The sequence below is a fragment of the Pantoea sp. RCC30.1 genome, from assembly GCF_058148845.1.
Genome location: NZ_JBXUHX010000004.1, coordinates 40,918 through 56,340, shown reverse-complemented (window position 1 = coordinate 56,340; position 15,423 = coordinate 40,918). Strand labels below are relative to the sequence as shown.

Here is a 15,423-nt window from a genome sequence, read left to right as displayed (position 1 = left end):
CATAAGCCAGGCGGCAACGGCAGCATTTGCAGTGAGAGAAGGCTATACTCATCCCATAACAACATCATCACCTGCAATGCAGGTAGACACTTTGGTGGCGCTCATCGCCCGCTCGCGCAAGGGATTTCGCTAAGCTGTGACGCGGCAGGAACACTGGATGCCATCCTTAATCTCGTGAAAGGAGTTTTATCATGGCTTATAAACATATCCTGATTGCAGTAGACCTTTCTCCCGAAAGCCAGTTACTGGTGGATAAGGCCGTCTCGCTGGCTCGTCCGTACGATGCCAGAATTTCCCTGATTCACGTTGATGTGAATTACTCAGACCTCTATACCGGCCTGATTGATGTCAACTTAGGGGATATGCAGAAGCGCATCTCTGAAGAGACGCATGCGGCATTGAAAGGGTTGTCAGATGCGGCGGGCTATCCGATCAGTGAAACGCTGAGCGGCAGTGGTGACCTCGGCCAGGTTCTGGTTGATGCGATCAAGAAATATGACGTTGACCTGGTGGTATGTGGTCATCATCAGGATTTCTGGAGCAAGCTGATGTCCTCAGCCCGTCAGCTAATCAACACCGTGCATATCGACATGCTGATTGTGCCGCTGCGCGATGAAGACGAGGCGTAATTTCGCCGCATAAATGAATAAAGCCGGCGCAGAGCCGGCTTTTTTAAGCTTTAAAGCGGTGGATAAATATCGAAGCGATGACTTTTAGTGACCACGGCTGCCTGCGTTACCACACCCGCCAGCGGCGGTGCATAGTCTGGCCGTTTTACCACAATGCGTTTCTTCGCCAGCCGCCGGGCCGGTTCCAGTAGAGCATCCGCATCTTCATCCGGCCCGACCAGCGACTGAAACACCCGCATCTCCTTTTTCACCAGCGCACTTTTCTGGCGATGGGGATACATCGGATCGAGGTAGACCACATCCGGTTGCGGCGTGATATCGCCCAGCGCCTGCGCGCTGGCGGCATGAATCAGCGTCAGGCGATCGCGCAGCCAGGGACCAATTTCCGCATCCTGGTAACCGCGCTGCAATCCATCTTCCAGCAGCGCAGCCACCACCGGATGACGCTCCAGCATCCGCACCCGGCAGCCGAGTGCGGCCAGCACAAACGCATCACGTCCCAGTCCTGCAGTCGCATCAACCACATCCGGCAGATAACCGCCTTTGATACCGACCGCTTTAGCGACGGCCTCGCCGCGTCCACCACCGAAGCGACGGCGGTGCGCCATCGCGCCAGTGACGAAATCAACAAAAATACCGCCCAGCTTAGGCTCATCACGTTTACGCAGTTCAAGGTGCGTTGAAGTCTGCACCAGCGCCAGCAGCGACGCTTCATCGTGGTCCAGCTGCCAGCGCTGCGCTAAAAGTGATAAGGCGCCGTCTCCGGCGCCTGATTCATCGATCAAACAGATTTTCACGAACCGACTTATCCCTGAATGCCGTAATGTTCCAGCATCGCATCGAGCTGCGGCTCACGGCCACGGAAGCGTTTGAACAGCTCCATCGGCTCTTCAGAACCACCCCGCGTCAGGATGTTATCCAGGAAGGACTGACCGGTTTCACGGTTGAAGATGCCCTCTTCTTCGAAGCGGGAGTAAGCATCCGCCGCCAGCACGTCTGCCCACAGATAGCTGTAGTAACCCGCCGCATAACCACCGGCAAAGATGTGGCTGAAGGCGTGCGGGAAACGGCCCCATTCCGGACTCGGGACAACCGCTACGCGGCTTTTCACTTCTCGCAGGGTTTCGAGAATCTGCGCGCCTTTCTCCGGATTAAACTCGGTATGCAGACGGAAATCGAACAGGCCGAACTCAAGCTGACGCAGGATAAACAGCGCGGCCTGATAGTTCTTCGCCGCCAGCATCTTATCCAGCAACGCTTTTGGCAGCGGTTCGCCGGTTTCAAAGTGACCCGAGATAAAGGCCAGCGCATCCGGTTCCCAGCACCAGTTTTCCATAAACTGACTTGGCAGTTCGACTGCATCCCATGGCACACCGCTGATACCGGAAACGCCAGGCGCTTCGATGCGGGTCAGCATGTGATGCAGGCCATGACCAAACTCATGGAACAGGGTAATCACTTCGTCATGGGTGAACAGCGCAGGTTTGCCTTTCACCGGACGGTTAAAGTTACAGGTCAGGTAGGCAACGGGCTTCTGCAGGCTACCATCGGCTTTACGCATCTGGCCGACGCAATCATCCATCCACGCACCGCCACGTTTGTGCTCGCGGGCGTAGAGATCGAGATAGAAGCTACCGCGCAGTTCGCCGGTTTCATCGAACAGATCGAAGAACTTCACGTCTGGATGGTAAACCTCAACGTCAGTGCGCTGCTTCGCGCTGATGCCGTAAATGCGTTTTACCACTTCAAACAGACCGGCGACCGCACGCTCTTCCGGGAAGTAAGGGCGCAGTTGCTCATCGCTGATGGTGTAGAGATGCTGCTTCTGCTTTTCACCGTAATAGGTGAGATCCCACGGATTCAGTTCAGAGACGCCATGCTCTTTTTGGGCGAAGGCGCGCAGCTGCTCCAGTTCTTTCTCACCCTGCGGACGGGCGCGTTCAGCCAGATCGTTGAGAAAGTCGATCACCTGTGACGGGCTTTGCGCCATTTTGGTCGCCAGCGATTTATCAGCGTAGGAGTCGAAGCCCAGCAACTGTGCCAGCTCGTGACGCAGCGCCAGTTCTTCCGCCATGATGGGACCATTATCCCACTTACCGGCGTTCGGCCCCTGATCGGAGGCGCGCGTCGCATAGGCCCGATACATCTCTTCACGCAGCGCCGCATTGTCGCAGTAGGTCATGACCGGCAGATAGCTTGGGATATCCAGCGTCAGCAACCAGCCTTCCTGCTCTTTGGCCTCGGCCTGTGCTTTCGCCGCCGCCAGCGCGCTTTCCGGCATACCAGCCAGATCGCTTTCATCGGTAATCAGCTTGCTCCAGCCCATGGTGGCATCGAGCACGTTGTTGCTGTAAGCCGAACCCAGCTCAGAGAGGCGCGCGGCGATTTCGCCATAGCGCTGCTGTTTCTCTTTTGGCAGACCAATACCGGAGAGTTCAAAATCACGCAGCGCGTTGTCGACCGCTTTCTTCTGCGCCAGATCAAGCGCAGCGTACTGGTCACCCTCTTTGAGGTTGCGATACGCCTGATAGAGACCTTCATGCTGACCGACCCACGTGCTGTATTCAGAGAGCAGTGGCAGCGTCTGCTCATAAGCTTCACGCAGCTCCGGGCTGTTTTTAACCGCGTTGAGGTGGCTGACCGGTGAGAAGACACGGCTCAGGCGATCGTCGGTTTCCGCCAGCGGCTGAACCAGATTATCCCAGGTATACGGCGCACCCTGCGCCACGACTTTTTCGACTTCTGCGCGACAGTGGCTCAGCACTTCCGTCACGGCAGGCACCACATGTTCAGGCTTGATGGCAGAAAAAGGAGGGAGCGTAAAAGATGTCAGTAGCGGATTGGTCATAGCGCAGTCCTGTATAGATGTATGGGGCGCAGCGGGTCGCGCAACGCAATCTAAGTAACATGCGGCTTAGTGTAGCGGAAATCAATGGCAGCCAGGATGAGGTGGGGAAGAAACGCGCGGATCACCGCACGGAAGATGCCTGCTTTTGTCTGATGCCCGAAATCCGGCTGGTGTGCCGGGCTGATTTTGCGGCCGTTTTTGGCTCCCTGAAACCATAATCCCGACGCCCCACCTGAACCGCGTCCTGCAATCCCGATTTGTTATCACGCTTCTGGCCCATCCGCGGGTCATCCCTGATATAATCGCGGATTCTCATGCTTTTCCTGCGTCGGTTGCTGTGCGTCGTTCTGTGGGTAATACGTGAGGTAATAATTGGTATAAATTGATTTTCCATCAATTAAAACCTTATACATTCAACAGGATAAACAATGCTGAGTTATCGCCATAGCTTCCATGCTGGCAATCACGCCGACGTGCTGAAGCACACCGTTCTGAGCCTGATCATCACGGCGCTGAAAGAGAAAGAGAAACCGTTTTTCTACCTGGATACCCATGCGGGTGCAGGTCGCTACCAGCTGAGCGGCGAGCACGCCGAGCGTACCGGTGAATATCTGGAAGGTATCTCTCGTATCTGGCAGCAGCCCGATGCGCCGGAATTGCTGCAACCCTATTTTGACGCGATTCGTGCGCTGAACCGTAGCGGCACGCTGCGCTACTATCCCGGCTCACCGCTGATTGCCCGTCACCTGCTGCGTGAAGATGACAAACTGCAACTCACTGAGCTGCACTCCAGCGACTACCCGCTGCTGCGTAACGAATTCAGCAAAGATGACCGCGCGCGCGTTGATCGTGCCGACGGTTATCAGCAGCTAAAATCGAAACTGCCACCGCCGTCGCGTCGCGGACTGGTGCTGATCGATCCGCCGTATGAAATGAAAAGCGACTACCAGGCGGTGGTGAAAGGGATTCAGGAAGGCCATAAACGTTTTGGCACCGGCGTCTTTGCGTTGTGGTATCCGGTGGTTTTACGCCAGCAGATCAAACACATGCTGCGCGACCTGGAAGCAACCGGCATCCGTAATATCCTGCAGATCGAACTGGCTGCCCGCCCGGACAGCGATCAGCGCGGCATGACCGCTTCCGGCATGATCGTGATTAATCCACCGTGGAAGCTGGCCCAGCAGATGAAGACCCTGCTGCCGTGGCTGCACCAGAAACTGGTTCCAGCTGGTACCGGTCACTTCGTGGTCAACCAGATCGTACCCGAATAACTCTCTTTGCTTTCTACGCCGCTCACTACCGGTGCTGCGGCGTTGTATCAGGTCTTTACCATGTGGATCATACTGGCTGGCGCGCTGGCCACGCTGCAACCGGCCCGACGGCTGGCATTATTATTACTGGCGCTCGCCACACTGCTGGGTTTTTATCAGGACGTGTTAGCGTGGCCAGCCCTGCTGCTGTTTACCGCCACCGCCGCTGTGGTGGCACTCCGTATTTATGACCGTGACCACCATCGACGACAAATGCTCACCGAAGCGCTGCTGGTGCTGATCGCTATCGGGTTGCTCCTCCATCTTTTTCCAGGCTTTAATAACCCCCTTCAGGCAGAGGATGTGCAGGCCGGGCCGCGCAGCGTGCCTTTCAGCTTCGGGTTTAACTTCGATAAAGCGCTTATTCCTTTTGTGCTGCTGGCCTGCCTGCCGACGCTGTTTCGCGCGCCTGCCACGCCACCACGCTATCGGCTACCCGCCGCACTGGCGCTGGCCGCGGCCATTCCGCTGTTGCTGTACTGCGCGGTACTATTGGGCGGATTAGCGTTTGAGCGACATACGCCGGACTGGCTGGGCGCATTTATGCTCGCCAATCTGTTCTTTGTTTCGCTGGCGGAAGAGGCCCTGTTTCGAGGCTATCTGCAGCAGCGATTAAAGCAGGTTATGGGTGGCATCCCGGCGCTGTTACTGAGCGCGCTACTGTTTGGTCTGGTGCATCTGAGCGGAGGCCTGTTGCTGGTGATCTTCGCCACCCTGGCCGGGCTGTTATATGGGCTGGCGTGGCACTGGAGCGGCCGCTTATGGCTGGCGACCGCCCTGCACTTTGGCCTTAACCTCACTCATCTGCTGTTTTTCACTTATCCCGCACTGCATCATTAGAGGTTAAAAACCGCCAGGTCCGAGGCCAGCTCGGTGCAGGGGAAAATGGTCTGGCACTCCGCCAGCAGGCGGCTCATGTCCTTTGCCAGATAGCGTGAACTGAAATGGGTGGCGATCAGCCGTTTTGCCCCGGCGCGTTTTGCCACTTCGGCGGCCTGCAGCGTTGTGGAGTGCCCGCGCCCATTGGCTTTTTCCACCATCGCTGCTTCCAGCGTGGTTTCATGCACCATCAGGTCAACATTGGCCGCCAGTTGCAGCGCGACCTCGGTGGGCGCCGTATCGCCAAAGATAGCCAGCTTTTTGCCGGGTGTTGCCGGTCCAAGGTAGTCAGCACCGTTAACTATCCGCCCATCCTCCAGCGTCACGCATTCCCCCTGCTTCAGCTGCTGAAACCAAGGGCCCCGTGGAACCCCTTCCGCTTTCAGACGCGCGGCATCCAGCAGGCCGGGTTTGTCATGCTGTTCAATGCGGTAGCCAAAACACTCCACCGGATGGCTCAGCGGCCAGGCACTGATACGAAACTCACCGTCATCCAGCGTCCAGCCCGCCTCAATCTCAACAATGGTCAGCGGATAGTCGGTGTAGGAACCGCTGATCGACAGTGCCGTCTCAACAAAGGTCTTTAATCCTTTGGGGCCATAAACCGTCATCGGTGACGTCAGTCCGGCCATCGACCGGCTGGTGAGTAATCCCGGCAGCCCGAAAATATGATCGCCATGCAGATGGGTGATAAAAATCTTATCCAGCTTGCCCGGTTTCAGGCTGGAGCGCATAAACTGTAATTGCGTGCCTTCCCCGCAGTCGAACAGCCAGGTTTCACCACTCAGCGCGCGGGTAAAAGCGATGGACGTCACGTTACGTTGCAGGCTGGGAGCACCGCCACCGGTGCCGAGAAAAGTAAGGTGCATGGTATGCTTCCCTGTAAGCGAATAAAAAACAGAACCCTATTACAATCATAGGCGCAAACTTTGCGTCATTTCGACCCGCAGCGTTACACTCAACCCCAATTTTTTATGCAACCGGATGGATACTTCAATGACCCGACATTTCGACTATCTCGCCATTGGCGGCGGCAGTGGCGGCATCGCCTCAATTAACCGTGCGGCTATGTATGGCCAGAAATGCGCCCTGATTGAAGCGAAAGAGCTGGGCGGCACCTGCGTGAACGTGGGTTGCGTGCCAAAAAAAATCATGTGGCATGCCGCGCAAATTGCCGAAGCTATCCATCTCTATGGGCCGGACTATGGCTTCGACACTACCGTGAACCGCTTCGACTGGGCCACGCTGGTAAAAAACCGCAGCGCCTACATCGATCGCATCCACAACTCTTACGACAACGTGCTGGGTAAAAACAACGTTGAAGTGATCAAAGGCTTCGCCCGCTTTGTCGATGCGCACAGCGTTGAAGTTAACGGCGAGATTATCACGGCCAACCATATTCTGATCGCGACCGGCGGTCGTCCGGTTCACCCCAACATTCCGGGTGCGGAGTACGGTATTGATTCCGATGGCTTCTTCGAGCTGGATGCCCTGCCAAAACGCACCGCCGTGATCGGCGCAGGCTATATTGCAGTCGAACTGGCGGGCGTGGTAAATGCGCTGGGATCAGAAACCCACCTGTTCGTGCGTAAACACGCGCCGCTGCGCAGCTTCGATCCGCTGCTCACTGAAACGCTGGTCGAAGTGATGAACACCGAGGGCCCGGCGCTGCACACCGAATCCATTCCTAAAGCCGTGGTCAAAAACAGCGATGGCAGCCTGACGCTGCAGCTGGAAAACGGCAGTGACTACACTGTGGATTGCCTGGTCTGGGCGATTGGCCGTGAGCCCGCTAACGACAACCTCAACATTGAAGCCGCTGGCGTGGCGCTGGATGACAAAGGCTATATCAAAGTCGATAAATTCCAGAACACCAGCGTGTCAGGCGTCTACGCCGTGGGCGACAACACCGGTGCAGTTGAGCTGACGCCGGTGGCAGTCGCGGCGGGCCGTCGTCTCTCTGAGCGTCTGTTTAACAACAAGCCGGACGAGCATCTGGATTACAGTAATATCCCGACCGTAGTGTTCAGCCATCCGCCGATTGGCACCGTGGGACTGACCGAGCCGCAGGCGCGCGAACAGTATGGCGACGACCAGGTGAAGGTCTACATATCGTCGTTTACCGCCATGTACACTGCCGTCACCCAGCATCGCCAGCCGTGCCGCATGAAGCTGGTCTGCGTGGGTGCAGACGAGAAAATTGTTGGCATTCACGGTATCGGATTCGGCATGGATGAGATGCTGCAGGGCTTCGCCGTGGCGCTGAAAATGGGTGCCACCAAGAAAGACTTCGATAACACCGTGGCGATCCACCCGACCGCAGCAGAAGAGTTCGTGACGATGCGCTAGCCCGCCTGCTTATGCGCATCACTGACCGTTACCCGCTGAAACTTTGGTCTGCGGGTAACGGCCTTAATGAAAATAGGTTTCCCGCAACGGCGTCAACGCCGCGCCCAGTGCCGAACTGTCCCCCTCAATGGCGCTTAGCAGAATATCCGGATATTCCGCAGAAATGTCCCAGCGTTTACCCGAACAGGTCCGCGGCATGGCTAAAAACATCTCGCCCAGCTTACGGGGAATTTCGCCTCCTAATATGATGGCGCCGGGATCGATCACCGCATTCATGGCATTTATTGCCCGATGCAGGTTTGGCGTTACCTCTTCTACCCACTGTTGCGCAATCGGCCAGGCAGGATCGAATTTATGATTGAGATCGCGAATATCTTTAATTTCAATACCGCCGTTACGTAACCGATCGATCAGGATCCCCAGAGCCGGGCGCAGCTTGCCCTCTTCCGGCGTAAAAATACGGCTAATCTCCCCCGCATTACCAAACGCACCCTGGAACGGTTTACCGTTAATCACGATGCCACCGCCAAAACCATAATTAAAAGAGAGATAGCCAAACGTATCGTATTTCAGCCCGGCTCCTAAAAAGGCTTCAGCGTGCGCCGCCGTCGTGGCGTTATTTTCAATCCATACCGGTCGATCAAACAACATGGTAATTTCACGGCGCAGATCGATGCCCATCCAGTTTTTTAAAGGTTCAGGCGGATTGAAATACTTTCGTGAATCATAAAGAAAGCCCGCCATGCTGAATCCCACACCACAGACTTTTTCTGGCGGAATACCGTATTGTTTTAAGGTATCCAGATAGTGATGTTTGATATTGAGTAAAGTACGGGCAGGATCGTGCGGATGCGTATCCAGTACGCAGTATTCTGTAATACCGCCCCGGAAATTAATCAGACTGGCGGCAACGCTGTCTGAGTTAATAGAGATGCCGTAACCATAACGCGCATTCGCATTCAATGATAACGACGGGCTGGGTTTGCCTCTTCCCTGGGGCGGCGATTCCCCCAGGCTGAGAAAGCCGTTTTCGGTCAGCGTATCAACAATGCGGTGAACTGATGACTGATTCAGAATGGTTTGCGAAACCAGTGAAGAGCGGGAAATACCATCGTTGCGGCGGACAAGCTCCAGAATGAGTTTTTCACTGCGATTAAGTTCGATTTCATGACCAGCGGAATATCCATGAACCACAACGTTGTCCTCACCGTATTTAATCATGGGTTCTGTTAATACCCTAGCATGCTTTTATGCATGACGAATAGTAAAGGGCTCTGCTTTTACGTTTGAATAAAACGTGCTGATTTTCAGCCTCTTCTGCCCTGCTTTCACCGATCATAAAAGCATCATAATAATGAAACATAACGAAGAGACACTCTAATATTATGCAGTGAGCATTATATTAACAGCTAGCCTTACGTCCGGATGGGTACTTTCACGGTGTACAGGGTTCTGTATGCATCCACACACTTCTTTTTATGCATCAGGTAAACAATGGAAACGCGCTTAAAGGTGGCTGAACGCATCGCACAAGAAGCCTCACTTTTGGCTCTTAATTATTTCAGACAGCTGAGTGAATTAGAGATTTGCGAAAAAAGGCCGCAGGATGTCTTCAGTGAAGCCGATCGGGAAGTGGAAACTCTGATTCGGCAGCGTCTGGCACACCATTTCCCCCAGGCTCCTATTATCGGTGAAGAGCATGGCGGTGAGCTCAGCGCCAGCTACTGGTCTGTTGATCCTATTGATGGTACGAGTAACTTCCTGCGCGGCTCGTCATTGTGGGGAATTTCTGTTGGCTATGTGTACGATGGCGAGCCGGTTATGGGCGTCATCGTCCATCCCGTCTTAAACCTCATGGTGAGCGGCGGCAAAGAGACAGGGGTTTATCTGAATGGTGAACCCTTTAAACGGCCTGTGGTTGCCGAGGGGCTTAAAACCGTGGCGATTGGTGACAGTCCATCATGGGATTTCACCCATCAGCTCTGTATTGAAAAGGCCTATCGGGACGACGGCTGGAATGTAGTGCGCTATCGCTGTGCCACCGTAGGTTTAACCTTTAGCGTACTGGGTTACATCGACGGTTATCAGGAATGTTTTAGCAGCATGTGGGACGTTTCTGCGGGTTATGCACTTTGTAAAGCGGCGGGACTGGATGCGCACCTTGCCGGCACACAGGAACAAAGCAGAACACATGTTAGTGTCGGCACACCCGAAATGAACGGCATTGCCGCCCGGTTTATCCCTCATCCTCGTTTTACTCCCGCCTGACCACGCATTGCCCCCGGCTTACCTCATCACTGCATTTCAGGACAGCGTCTCCCCGCTGTCCTGCCCACTGTACGCTTTCTTTAACAGTCACCTTGCCTTTCATCCCGAATATTAATCACAACGCATTAAAATACTTAGCACGTTAAACATACGATCTCAAAGTAAAATATAATTAACTGTTATTAATACGTTTTAAAAACTTAACAAATTCTTAACCTGCCTGAAATTGCTTAAATTCACTACGGCACATTATTATGCATATCGCATTAATTAAGAATTCACTGGCATTTATGACGGAGCAGCCCAACGTGAACACGCTAGAAATCCACAATGCCATGCTGACGTTCGACGATTTTGTCGTGCTGAACGGCATTTCACTGCAGGCCAAAAAAGGGCAATTTGTTTCCCTGCTTGGCCCATCTGGCTGTGGCAAAACCACGCTGCTTAAAGTTATTGCCGGCTTTTACGGTCTTGATAGTGGCGAAGTACTGATCCACCAGCAGGACATGCATCATGTCAAACCTGAACATCGCGACACGGCGATGTGCTTTCAGTCCTATGCGCTTTTCCCTCACCTTTCCGTTGCTGGAAATATCGGGTTTGGTCTCAGGCAGATGAAGATGGCAAAAAGGGACATTCACGATCGCGTAGCGCAGACCGCCGCTCAGGTATCGCTGAATGCGCATTTGCCTAAACTGCCGGTGCAGTTATCCGGCGGTCAGCAGCAGCGCGTGGCGCTGGCCAGAGCGCTGGCCGTGCGTCCGGAAATCGTGTTGTTTGATGAGCCGCTGTCAAATCTGGATGCCAAATTACGCGACAAGGTACGACTGGAGATCAGACAGCTTCAGCGCTCCCATGGGTTTACCGCCATTTATGTTACCCATGACCGTGCAGAAGCCCTGTCGATGTCTGACGTTGTGGTAGTGATGAATGCCGGAAAGATTGAACAAACCGGTACGCCGGATGAGATCTATTATTCCCCGGTAAACCGCTTTGTTGCCGGTTTCGTCGGTCAGGCTAACGTCATGAAAGCCCACGTACTGGATAGCGACAGCAGCACCGGTATTTATCGCATTGCATGCGTACTGGGTGAAATGGAAATTCATAGCCCTGTGCCTCCCGTATCGGACAAGGTCTATACCTTCTGGCGCCCTGAGGATGCCGTGCTGAGCGAACACGGTACCGGGAAAAACACGCTGGCCTTCGGGATCGGTGCGGTCAGTTTTCTGGGCAACCTTTCTGAACTTCAGGTTCATCCGCTGGGCCATGAAGAAACGGAATATCAGTGGTGTATCCAGCTGGTCGGTAAAAACCCCATCCGCGAAGGTGACAACGTTAATTTCTCTATTGCGCCAGACAGGATCCGATTTTTGCGGGAAAGCTATTCATGAAAACGCGCAACCGGAACAGGCTCTGTTGGTTGCTGGTCCTGCCTGCGGTCGCGCCGGTAATCATCATACTGGTGATGATTGTGATCATGGCGTTGGCGCAATCCGTTGGCCTGTTTAATTTTGGCGCACCGCCGCACTTCACGCTTCAGTACTGGCAAACCATTCTGAATGACAGCCAGCTGTGGCGCGCGACAGGCTATTCACTCAGAATCGGCGTGATCAGTGCGGTGCTATCCGTTGCCCTGGCGCTTCCGCTGGCACTGTGGCTGAGAAAGCCTTTTCCTGGTTCGATGCTGATGGGCGCCTTACTCAAAGCCCCGCTGATGGTACATGGGCTGGTGGCTGCACTGCTGTTTATCAACCTGATTTCCTGGCAGGGCTTTATTAACCTGAGCTTGCTCAAACTGGGGATCATCTCTCACCCCATCAGAATGCAGAATGACCGCTGGGGAATTGGCGTGATTATTTTGCAGGTCTGGAAACAGCTTCCCTATGCGCTGCTGATTATGACCGGCAGCCTGCGCGCGATTGGCGACGAAATGTTTAATGCCGCACGGGATTTGGGCGCCGACAAGACTGCCCGGTTGTTACAGATCATTCTGCCCTTATCAATCAAGTCCATTCAGGTATCGCTGGCACTGATCTTCATCGGCGCCCTGGGTGACTTTTCATTCCAGGTCGTTGCGGGCCCAACCAGCGTGTTCTCTCTTTCGCAATACATGCTGCGCTTCCCTGAAATGAGCGCGCAGGGCTGGAATCTGGCGGCCGTTGTCGCGGTGATTTTAATGCTGGCGGCTTTTGTCGGTGCAGTCGTGCTTACCGCCCTGGCGAAGTGGCTACAACAAGCCGGAGAACAGAGATAATGAAAGCCAGACAGACCTTATCCCCGCTGCGGATCGTCATGATGATCATTATCACCGCCCTCTTTATGCTGTGGCTGGTTATTCCCTTTATGCTGACCGTTCTGTGGTCACTGGTCGATAAAACCCATCCGTGGGCATGGCCAGATGCCCTGCCGCCAGTTCTCTCACTGGGCCGCTGGATGGAAGTGTGGACCACGACCGCGTTACCGCAGGCGATCAGGAACAGCTATTTACTGGCCGCAACCGTCTCCGTCTGCACACTGATGCTGTCTCTGCCTGCCGCGTGGGCGTTTGGCAGAATGTCGTTTACGGGCAAACACCTTTTACAGAATGCGATCTTATTGCCGCTTATCATTCCGGGCTTTGTCGTCGCGCTGTTTTTTTCCATGTTGCTCAACGTGGTGGGCATTCACAGCCGGTTTGGCGGCATTTTGTCAGGGCACATTATTATCCTGATGCCTTATGCCGTTCGCATTCTGACTCTGTCGTTTTCGCAGATACGCCAGGACACGCTTGATGCGGCACGAGATATGGGCGCGTCGGTGATAAACCGTTTTTTAGTGGCCTGCCTGCCCACCATCAGACCGGGAATATTTGCCGCATTAATTATTGTCTTTACATTATCAATAGAAGAGTTCGCCATAAGTTTCATTGTTGGCTCACCTGATTTTATTACCGTTCCTACCATTCTCTATTCTTATCTGGGTTATAACTTTATCCGGCCCAATGCAGCGGTGATTTCTTTAATGCTGGTTATGCCAAATGTCATTTTAATGTTGATTGCAGAGAAATTATTGACGAAAAATCCTGTCGCCACCTTTGCAGGAAAAGGCTGACAGTCTTTAACACGCGTTATTGGGGAAACATATGTTCAGACTCGTTGCTGCAATATTATTGCTGGCCGGGGCTTTCTGTAGCCGGGCTCAGGATTTAACCACGATGAAGTGGGAACAGATTGTCGAACAGGCGAAAAAAGAAGGGAAATTAACCTGGTATCAATGGTATTACCAGGATCGTTTAAAAGAGCAGGTCAGCCTGTTTGAAAAACAGTACGGTATTAACGTCACCCTGTCTGAAGGCACACTACAGGGCAATATTAATAAACTCATGGCTGACCGGGGGCGGAAAACGGGTGATATTGATGTGTTTTCGATTGGCGGGGGCGCATTCGATACCGTATCGCCTCAGCAAACGTTTTTTGGCCCGATGAATACACTGCTGCCGGAAGGCAAAACCCTAAATTACACCATTGAGGGAACGGACAGTAAAAGCTATGGCGTGGCATTTTGGGGCAACCAGACCGGTCTGGCCTACGATTCGCGCCGCCTGAAAGAAAGCGAGTTGCCACGAACCCTGCCGCAGATCACTGCCTTCCTGCAAAGTCATCCTCAGGAATTTGGCTTCAACGTTGAGAACGGCGGATCCGGCCCGGCCTTTATTGAATCGGTGACGCGCACGCAGGTACCGGGTTTTGATTTCACGAAAGGCGACGCGGATGTAAAAAGCCTGGCAGCTCTGCAGCCCGCCTGGAACTGGTTCAAACACCAGCGTCCCAACTACATCATTACGGCGTCCAATGCCGACAGCATCACCCGACTGGTCAGCGGTGAATTTCTGCTGGTTCCCGCCTGGGAAGATTACCTGATGGGATTAGAAAACCACGGTGAAGTCCCGAAAACGATCCGGCTGTATATCCCCGATTTCGGCATGCCCGGCGGCGGAAATATGGTGGCGATACCCAAAAACGCCCCCCATAAAGCGGCAGCGTTGCTGTTTATCCACTGGCTGACGCTGCCCGCCACCCAACGGCTGTTCCAGCAGGTTTACGGCATTACGCCTCAGAACAAAGAAGTGAATCGTGATGCGGGGCTGATCAACAGCAAAGAGCGCGTTAATGGCACTCAGTTCATGCCTAAGCCGCTGGGTGATGAAGTCAGAACCGAATTTTCTAACCAGGTTTTGCTCAAGTAGACCTGCGATAAAACCCTAACAGAAGGTAAAACCAGGAATGTCGACCAAAAAACAACCTGCACGTGTAGTGAACTCCCGCCTGATTGCTCATCGGGGAGCACCGCTGCTGGCACCGGAAAACACGCTACCTTCGTTTCAGGCGGCTGTGGAACGCGGAGCGACGTGGATAGAGGTGGATGTCAAACTCACCAAAGATATGCACCCGGTCATTATTCATGACGATTCCGTAGACCGGACAACGAATGGTAAAGGCTATGTGGCGAATTTAACCCTGGATGAGATTCGGTCGCTGGAGGCTGGCGTGTGTTACGGCCACCTTTTCAAGGGTGTGAAAGTGCCTACGCTGGCTGAAACAGTCGGCTTTGTACTGGATAAAGGTGTCGGGCTGCAACTGGAAATCAAACCCACCTCCGGGCAGGAAGTGGAAACGGCGGAGATAGCGATCGCTCAGCTGAAGTCACTGTGGCCAGCAAGCGAGAAGAAGTTATTTATCAGCAGCTTCTCTGAGATTTCGCTGCAGGTTGCCGCAAAGCTTATGCCTGACGTACCGCGTGGGTTGGCGGTTTGCGTCCCGCCGAAAGACCCCGCGGCGCTGCTCGCGAGAACAGGTTGCCAGATCCTGCATTTCCTGGGTGACTTCGCGACGGATGATGACCTGGCGCGACTGGCCCGTTCAGGTATTGAATTCGCGATTGCCACGATCAATGACCCGGTTCTTGCCCGAAAATATATTGATGCAGGCGCACAAACAGTATTAAGCGACATACCCGATTTAGCCTTTTAGTAAAAAATCACCAGGAAATACTTTGCCATGTCGTAATAACACCAGGGGAATTCATTATAGAAAGTGGCCATAGTCTTTATGGCCACTATAACCATTTTATTATTCATTTATTAAAAAAGACGAAAGTGATA

The 15,423-nt window shown here is 53.8% G+C and carries 14 protein-coding genes; 10 read left to right on the top strand and 4 right to left on the bottom strand.

What is annotated here, in order from left to right:
- Positions 1-191: 191 nt before the first annotated feature.
- Complete coding sequence (gene uspA, locus AC2LB6_RS05450) at positions 192-629, top strand: universal stress protein UspA (protein ID WP_003852123.1); 438 nt, start codon at positions 192-194, stop codon at positions 627-629.
- A 50-nt stretch (positions 630-679) separates the two neighbouring features.
- Here the strand turns inward: uspA and rsmJ are convergent, their stop codons facing one another.
- Together rsmJ and prlC are read right to left on the bottom strand one after the other, a co-directional pair.
- Complete coding sequence (gene rsmJ, locus AC2LB6_RS05445) at positions 680-1,426, bottom strand: 16S rRNA (guanine(1516)-N(2))-methyltransferase RsmJ (RefSeq protein WP_490092749.1); 747 nt, start codon at positions 1,424-1,426, stop codon at positions 680-682.
- A gap of 8 nt (positions 1,427-1,434) precedes the next feature.
- Entirely contained in the window at positions 1,435-3,477 is a 2,043-nt protein-coding gene (gene prlC, locus AC2LB6_RS05440; RefSeq protein WP_490092748.1) for an oligopeptidase A, read from the bottom strand.
- A 428-nt stretch (positions 3,478-3,905) separates the two neighbouring features.
- Here prlC and AC2LB6_RS05435 point away from each other — a divergent pair, with 428 nt between their 5' ends.
- On the top strand, positions 3,906-4,748 hold the full coding sequence (locus AC2LB6_RS05435; RefSeq protein WP_490092747.1) for a 23S rRNA (adenine(2030)-N(6))-methyltransferase RlmJ: 843 nt from the start codon (positions 3,906-3,908) through the stop codon (positions 4,746-4,748).
- A gap of 60 nt (positions 4,749-4,808) precedes the next feature.
- The gene (locus AC2LB6_RS05430; RefSeq protein ID WP_490092746.1) at positions 4,809-5,627 is read left to right on the top strand and encodes a CPBP family intramembrane glutamic endopeptidase; all 819 of its coding nucleotides are present in this window, start codon (positions 4,809-4,811) and stop codon (positions 5,625-5,627) included.
- Here the strand turns inward: AC2LB6_RS05430 and rnz are convergent.
- Positions 5,624-6,535, bottom strand: a complete 912-nt coding sequence (rnz, locus tag AC2LB6_RS05425) for a ribonuclease Z (protein WP_490092745.1) — start codon at positions 6,533-6,535, stop codon at positions 5,624-5,626. The genes AC2LB6_RS05430 and rnz overlap by 4 nt on opposite strands.
- 127 nt (positions 6,536-6,662) lie before the next feature.
- Here rnz and gorA point away from each other — a divergent pair, with 127 nt between their 5' ends.
- Positions 6,663-8,015: a glutathione-disulfide reductase gene (gene gorA, locus AC2LB6_RS05420; protein ID WP_490092744.1), complete on the top strand. Its 1,353-nt coding sequence runs from the start codon at positions 6,663-6,665 to the stop codon at positions 8,013-8,015.
- A 63-nt stretch (positions 8,016-8,078) separates the two neighbouring features.
- Here gorA and AC2LB6_RS05415 read toward each other — a convergent pair whose 3' ends face one another.
- Positions 8,079-9,209, bottom strand: a complete 1,131-nt coding sequence (locus tag AC2LB6_RS05415; protein ID WP_490092743.1) for an ROK family transcriptional regulator — start codon at positions 9,207-9,209, stop codon at positions 8,079-8,081.
- Positions 9,210-9,509: 300 nt separating this feature from the next.
- Between AC2LB6_RS05415 and AC2LB6_RS05410 the strand changes: the two genes are divergently transcribed.
- From AC2LB6_RS05410 to AC2LB6_RS05385, 6 genes are all read left to right on the top strand, one after another.
- Positions 9,510-10,283, top strand: coding sequence for an inositol monophosphatase family protein (locus tag AC2LB6_RS05410; protein ID WP_490092742.1), 774 nt, complete (start codon positions 9,510-9,512; stop codon positions 10,281-10,283).
- Positions 10,284-10,573: 290 nt separating this feature from the next.
- Positions 10,574-11,674, top strand: a complete 1,101-nt coding sequence (locus AC2LB6_RS05405) for an ABC transporter ATP-binding protein (RefSeq protein ID WP_490092859.1) — start codon at positions 10,574-10,576, stop codon at positions 11,672-11,674.
- Positions 11,671-12,537: an ABC transporter permease gene (locus AC2LB6_RS05400; RefSeq protein WP_490092741.1), complete on the top strand. Its 867-nt coding sequence runs from the start codon at positions 11,671-11,673 to the stop codon at positions 12,535-12,537. The genes AC2LB6_RS05405 and AC2LB6_RS05400 overlap by 4 nt, the downstream gene beginning before the upstream one ends.
- Positions 12,537-13,373, top strand: a complete 837-nt coding sequence (locus AC2LB6_RS05395; protein ID WP_490092740.1) for an ABC transporter permease — start codon at positions 12,537-12,539, stop codon at positions 13,371-13,373. The genes AC2LB6_RS05400 and AC2LB6_RS05395 overlap by 1 nt, the downstream gene beginning before the upstream one ends.
- 31 nt (positions 13,374-13,404) lie before the next feature.
- Positions 13,405-14,508 (top strand): extracellular solute-binding protein, encoded by a 1,104-nt coding sequence (locus AC2LB6_RS05390; RefSeq protein WP_490092739.1) that lies wholly within the window; start codon positions 13,405-13,407, stop codon positions 14,506-14,508.
- 37 nt (positions 14,509-14,545) lie between these two features.
- Positions 14,546-15,292 (top strand): glycerophosphodiester phosphodiesterase family protein, encoded by a 747-nt coding sequence (locus tag AC2LB6_RS05385; protein ID WP_490092738.1) that lies wholly within the window; start codon positions 14,546-14,548, stop codon positions 15,290-15,292.
- The last annotated feature ends 131 nt before the right edge of the window (positions 15,293-15,423 follow it).

Excerpts from the sequence above, each read along its gene's own strand:
- uspA (WP_003852123.1), top strand. The coding sequence starts at position 192 with ATGGCTTATAAACATATCCTGATTGCAGTAGACCTTTCTCCCGAAAGC.
- prlC (WP_490092748.1), bottom strand. The coding sequence starts at position 3,477 with ATGACCAATCCGCTACTGACATCTTTTACGCTCCCTCCTTTTTCTGCC.
- AC2LB6_RS05435 (WP_490092747.1), top strand. The coding sequence starts at position 3,906 with ATGCTGAGTTATCGCCATAGCTTCCATGCTGGCAATCACGCCGACGTG.
- AC2LB6_RS05430 (WP_490092746.1), top strand. The coding sequence starts at position 4,809 with ATGTGGATCATACTGGCTGGCGCGCTGGCCACGCTGCAACCGGCCCGA.
- rnz (WP_490092745.1), bottom strand. The coding sequence starts at position 6,535 with ATGCACCTTACTTTTCTCGGCACCGGTGGCGGTGCTCCCAGCCTGCAA.
- gorA (WP_490092744.1), top strand. The coding sequence starts at position 6,663 with ATGACCCGACATTTCGACTATCTCGCCATTGGCGGCGGCAGTGGCGGC.
- AC2LB6_RS05410 (WP_490092742.1), top strand. The coding sequence starts at position 9,510 with ATGGAAACGCGCTTAAAGGTGGCTGAACGCATCGCACAAGAAGCCTCA.
- AC2LB6_RS05405 (WP_490092859.1), top strand. The coding sequence starts at position 10,574 with ATGACGGAGCAGCCCAACGTGAACACGCTAGAAATCCACAATGCCATG.
- AC2LB6_RS05400 (WP_490092741.1), top strand. The coding sequence starts at position 11,671 with ATGAAAACGCGCAACCGGAACAGGCTCTGTTGGTTGCTGGTCCTGCCT.
- AC2LB6_RS05395 (WP_490092740.1), top strand. The coding sequence starts at position 12,537 with ATGAAAGCCAGACAGACCTTATCCCCGCTGCGGATCGTCATGATGATC.
- AC2LB6_RS05390 (WP_490092739.1), top strand. The coding sequence starts at position 13,405 with ATGTTCAGACTCGTTGCTGCAATATTATTGCTGGCCGGGGCTTTCTGT.
- AC2LB6_RS05385 (WP_490092738.1), top strand. The coding sequence starts at position 14,546 with ATGTCGACCAAAAAACAACCTGCACGTGTAGTGAACTCCCGCCTGATT.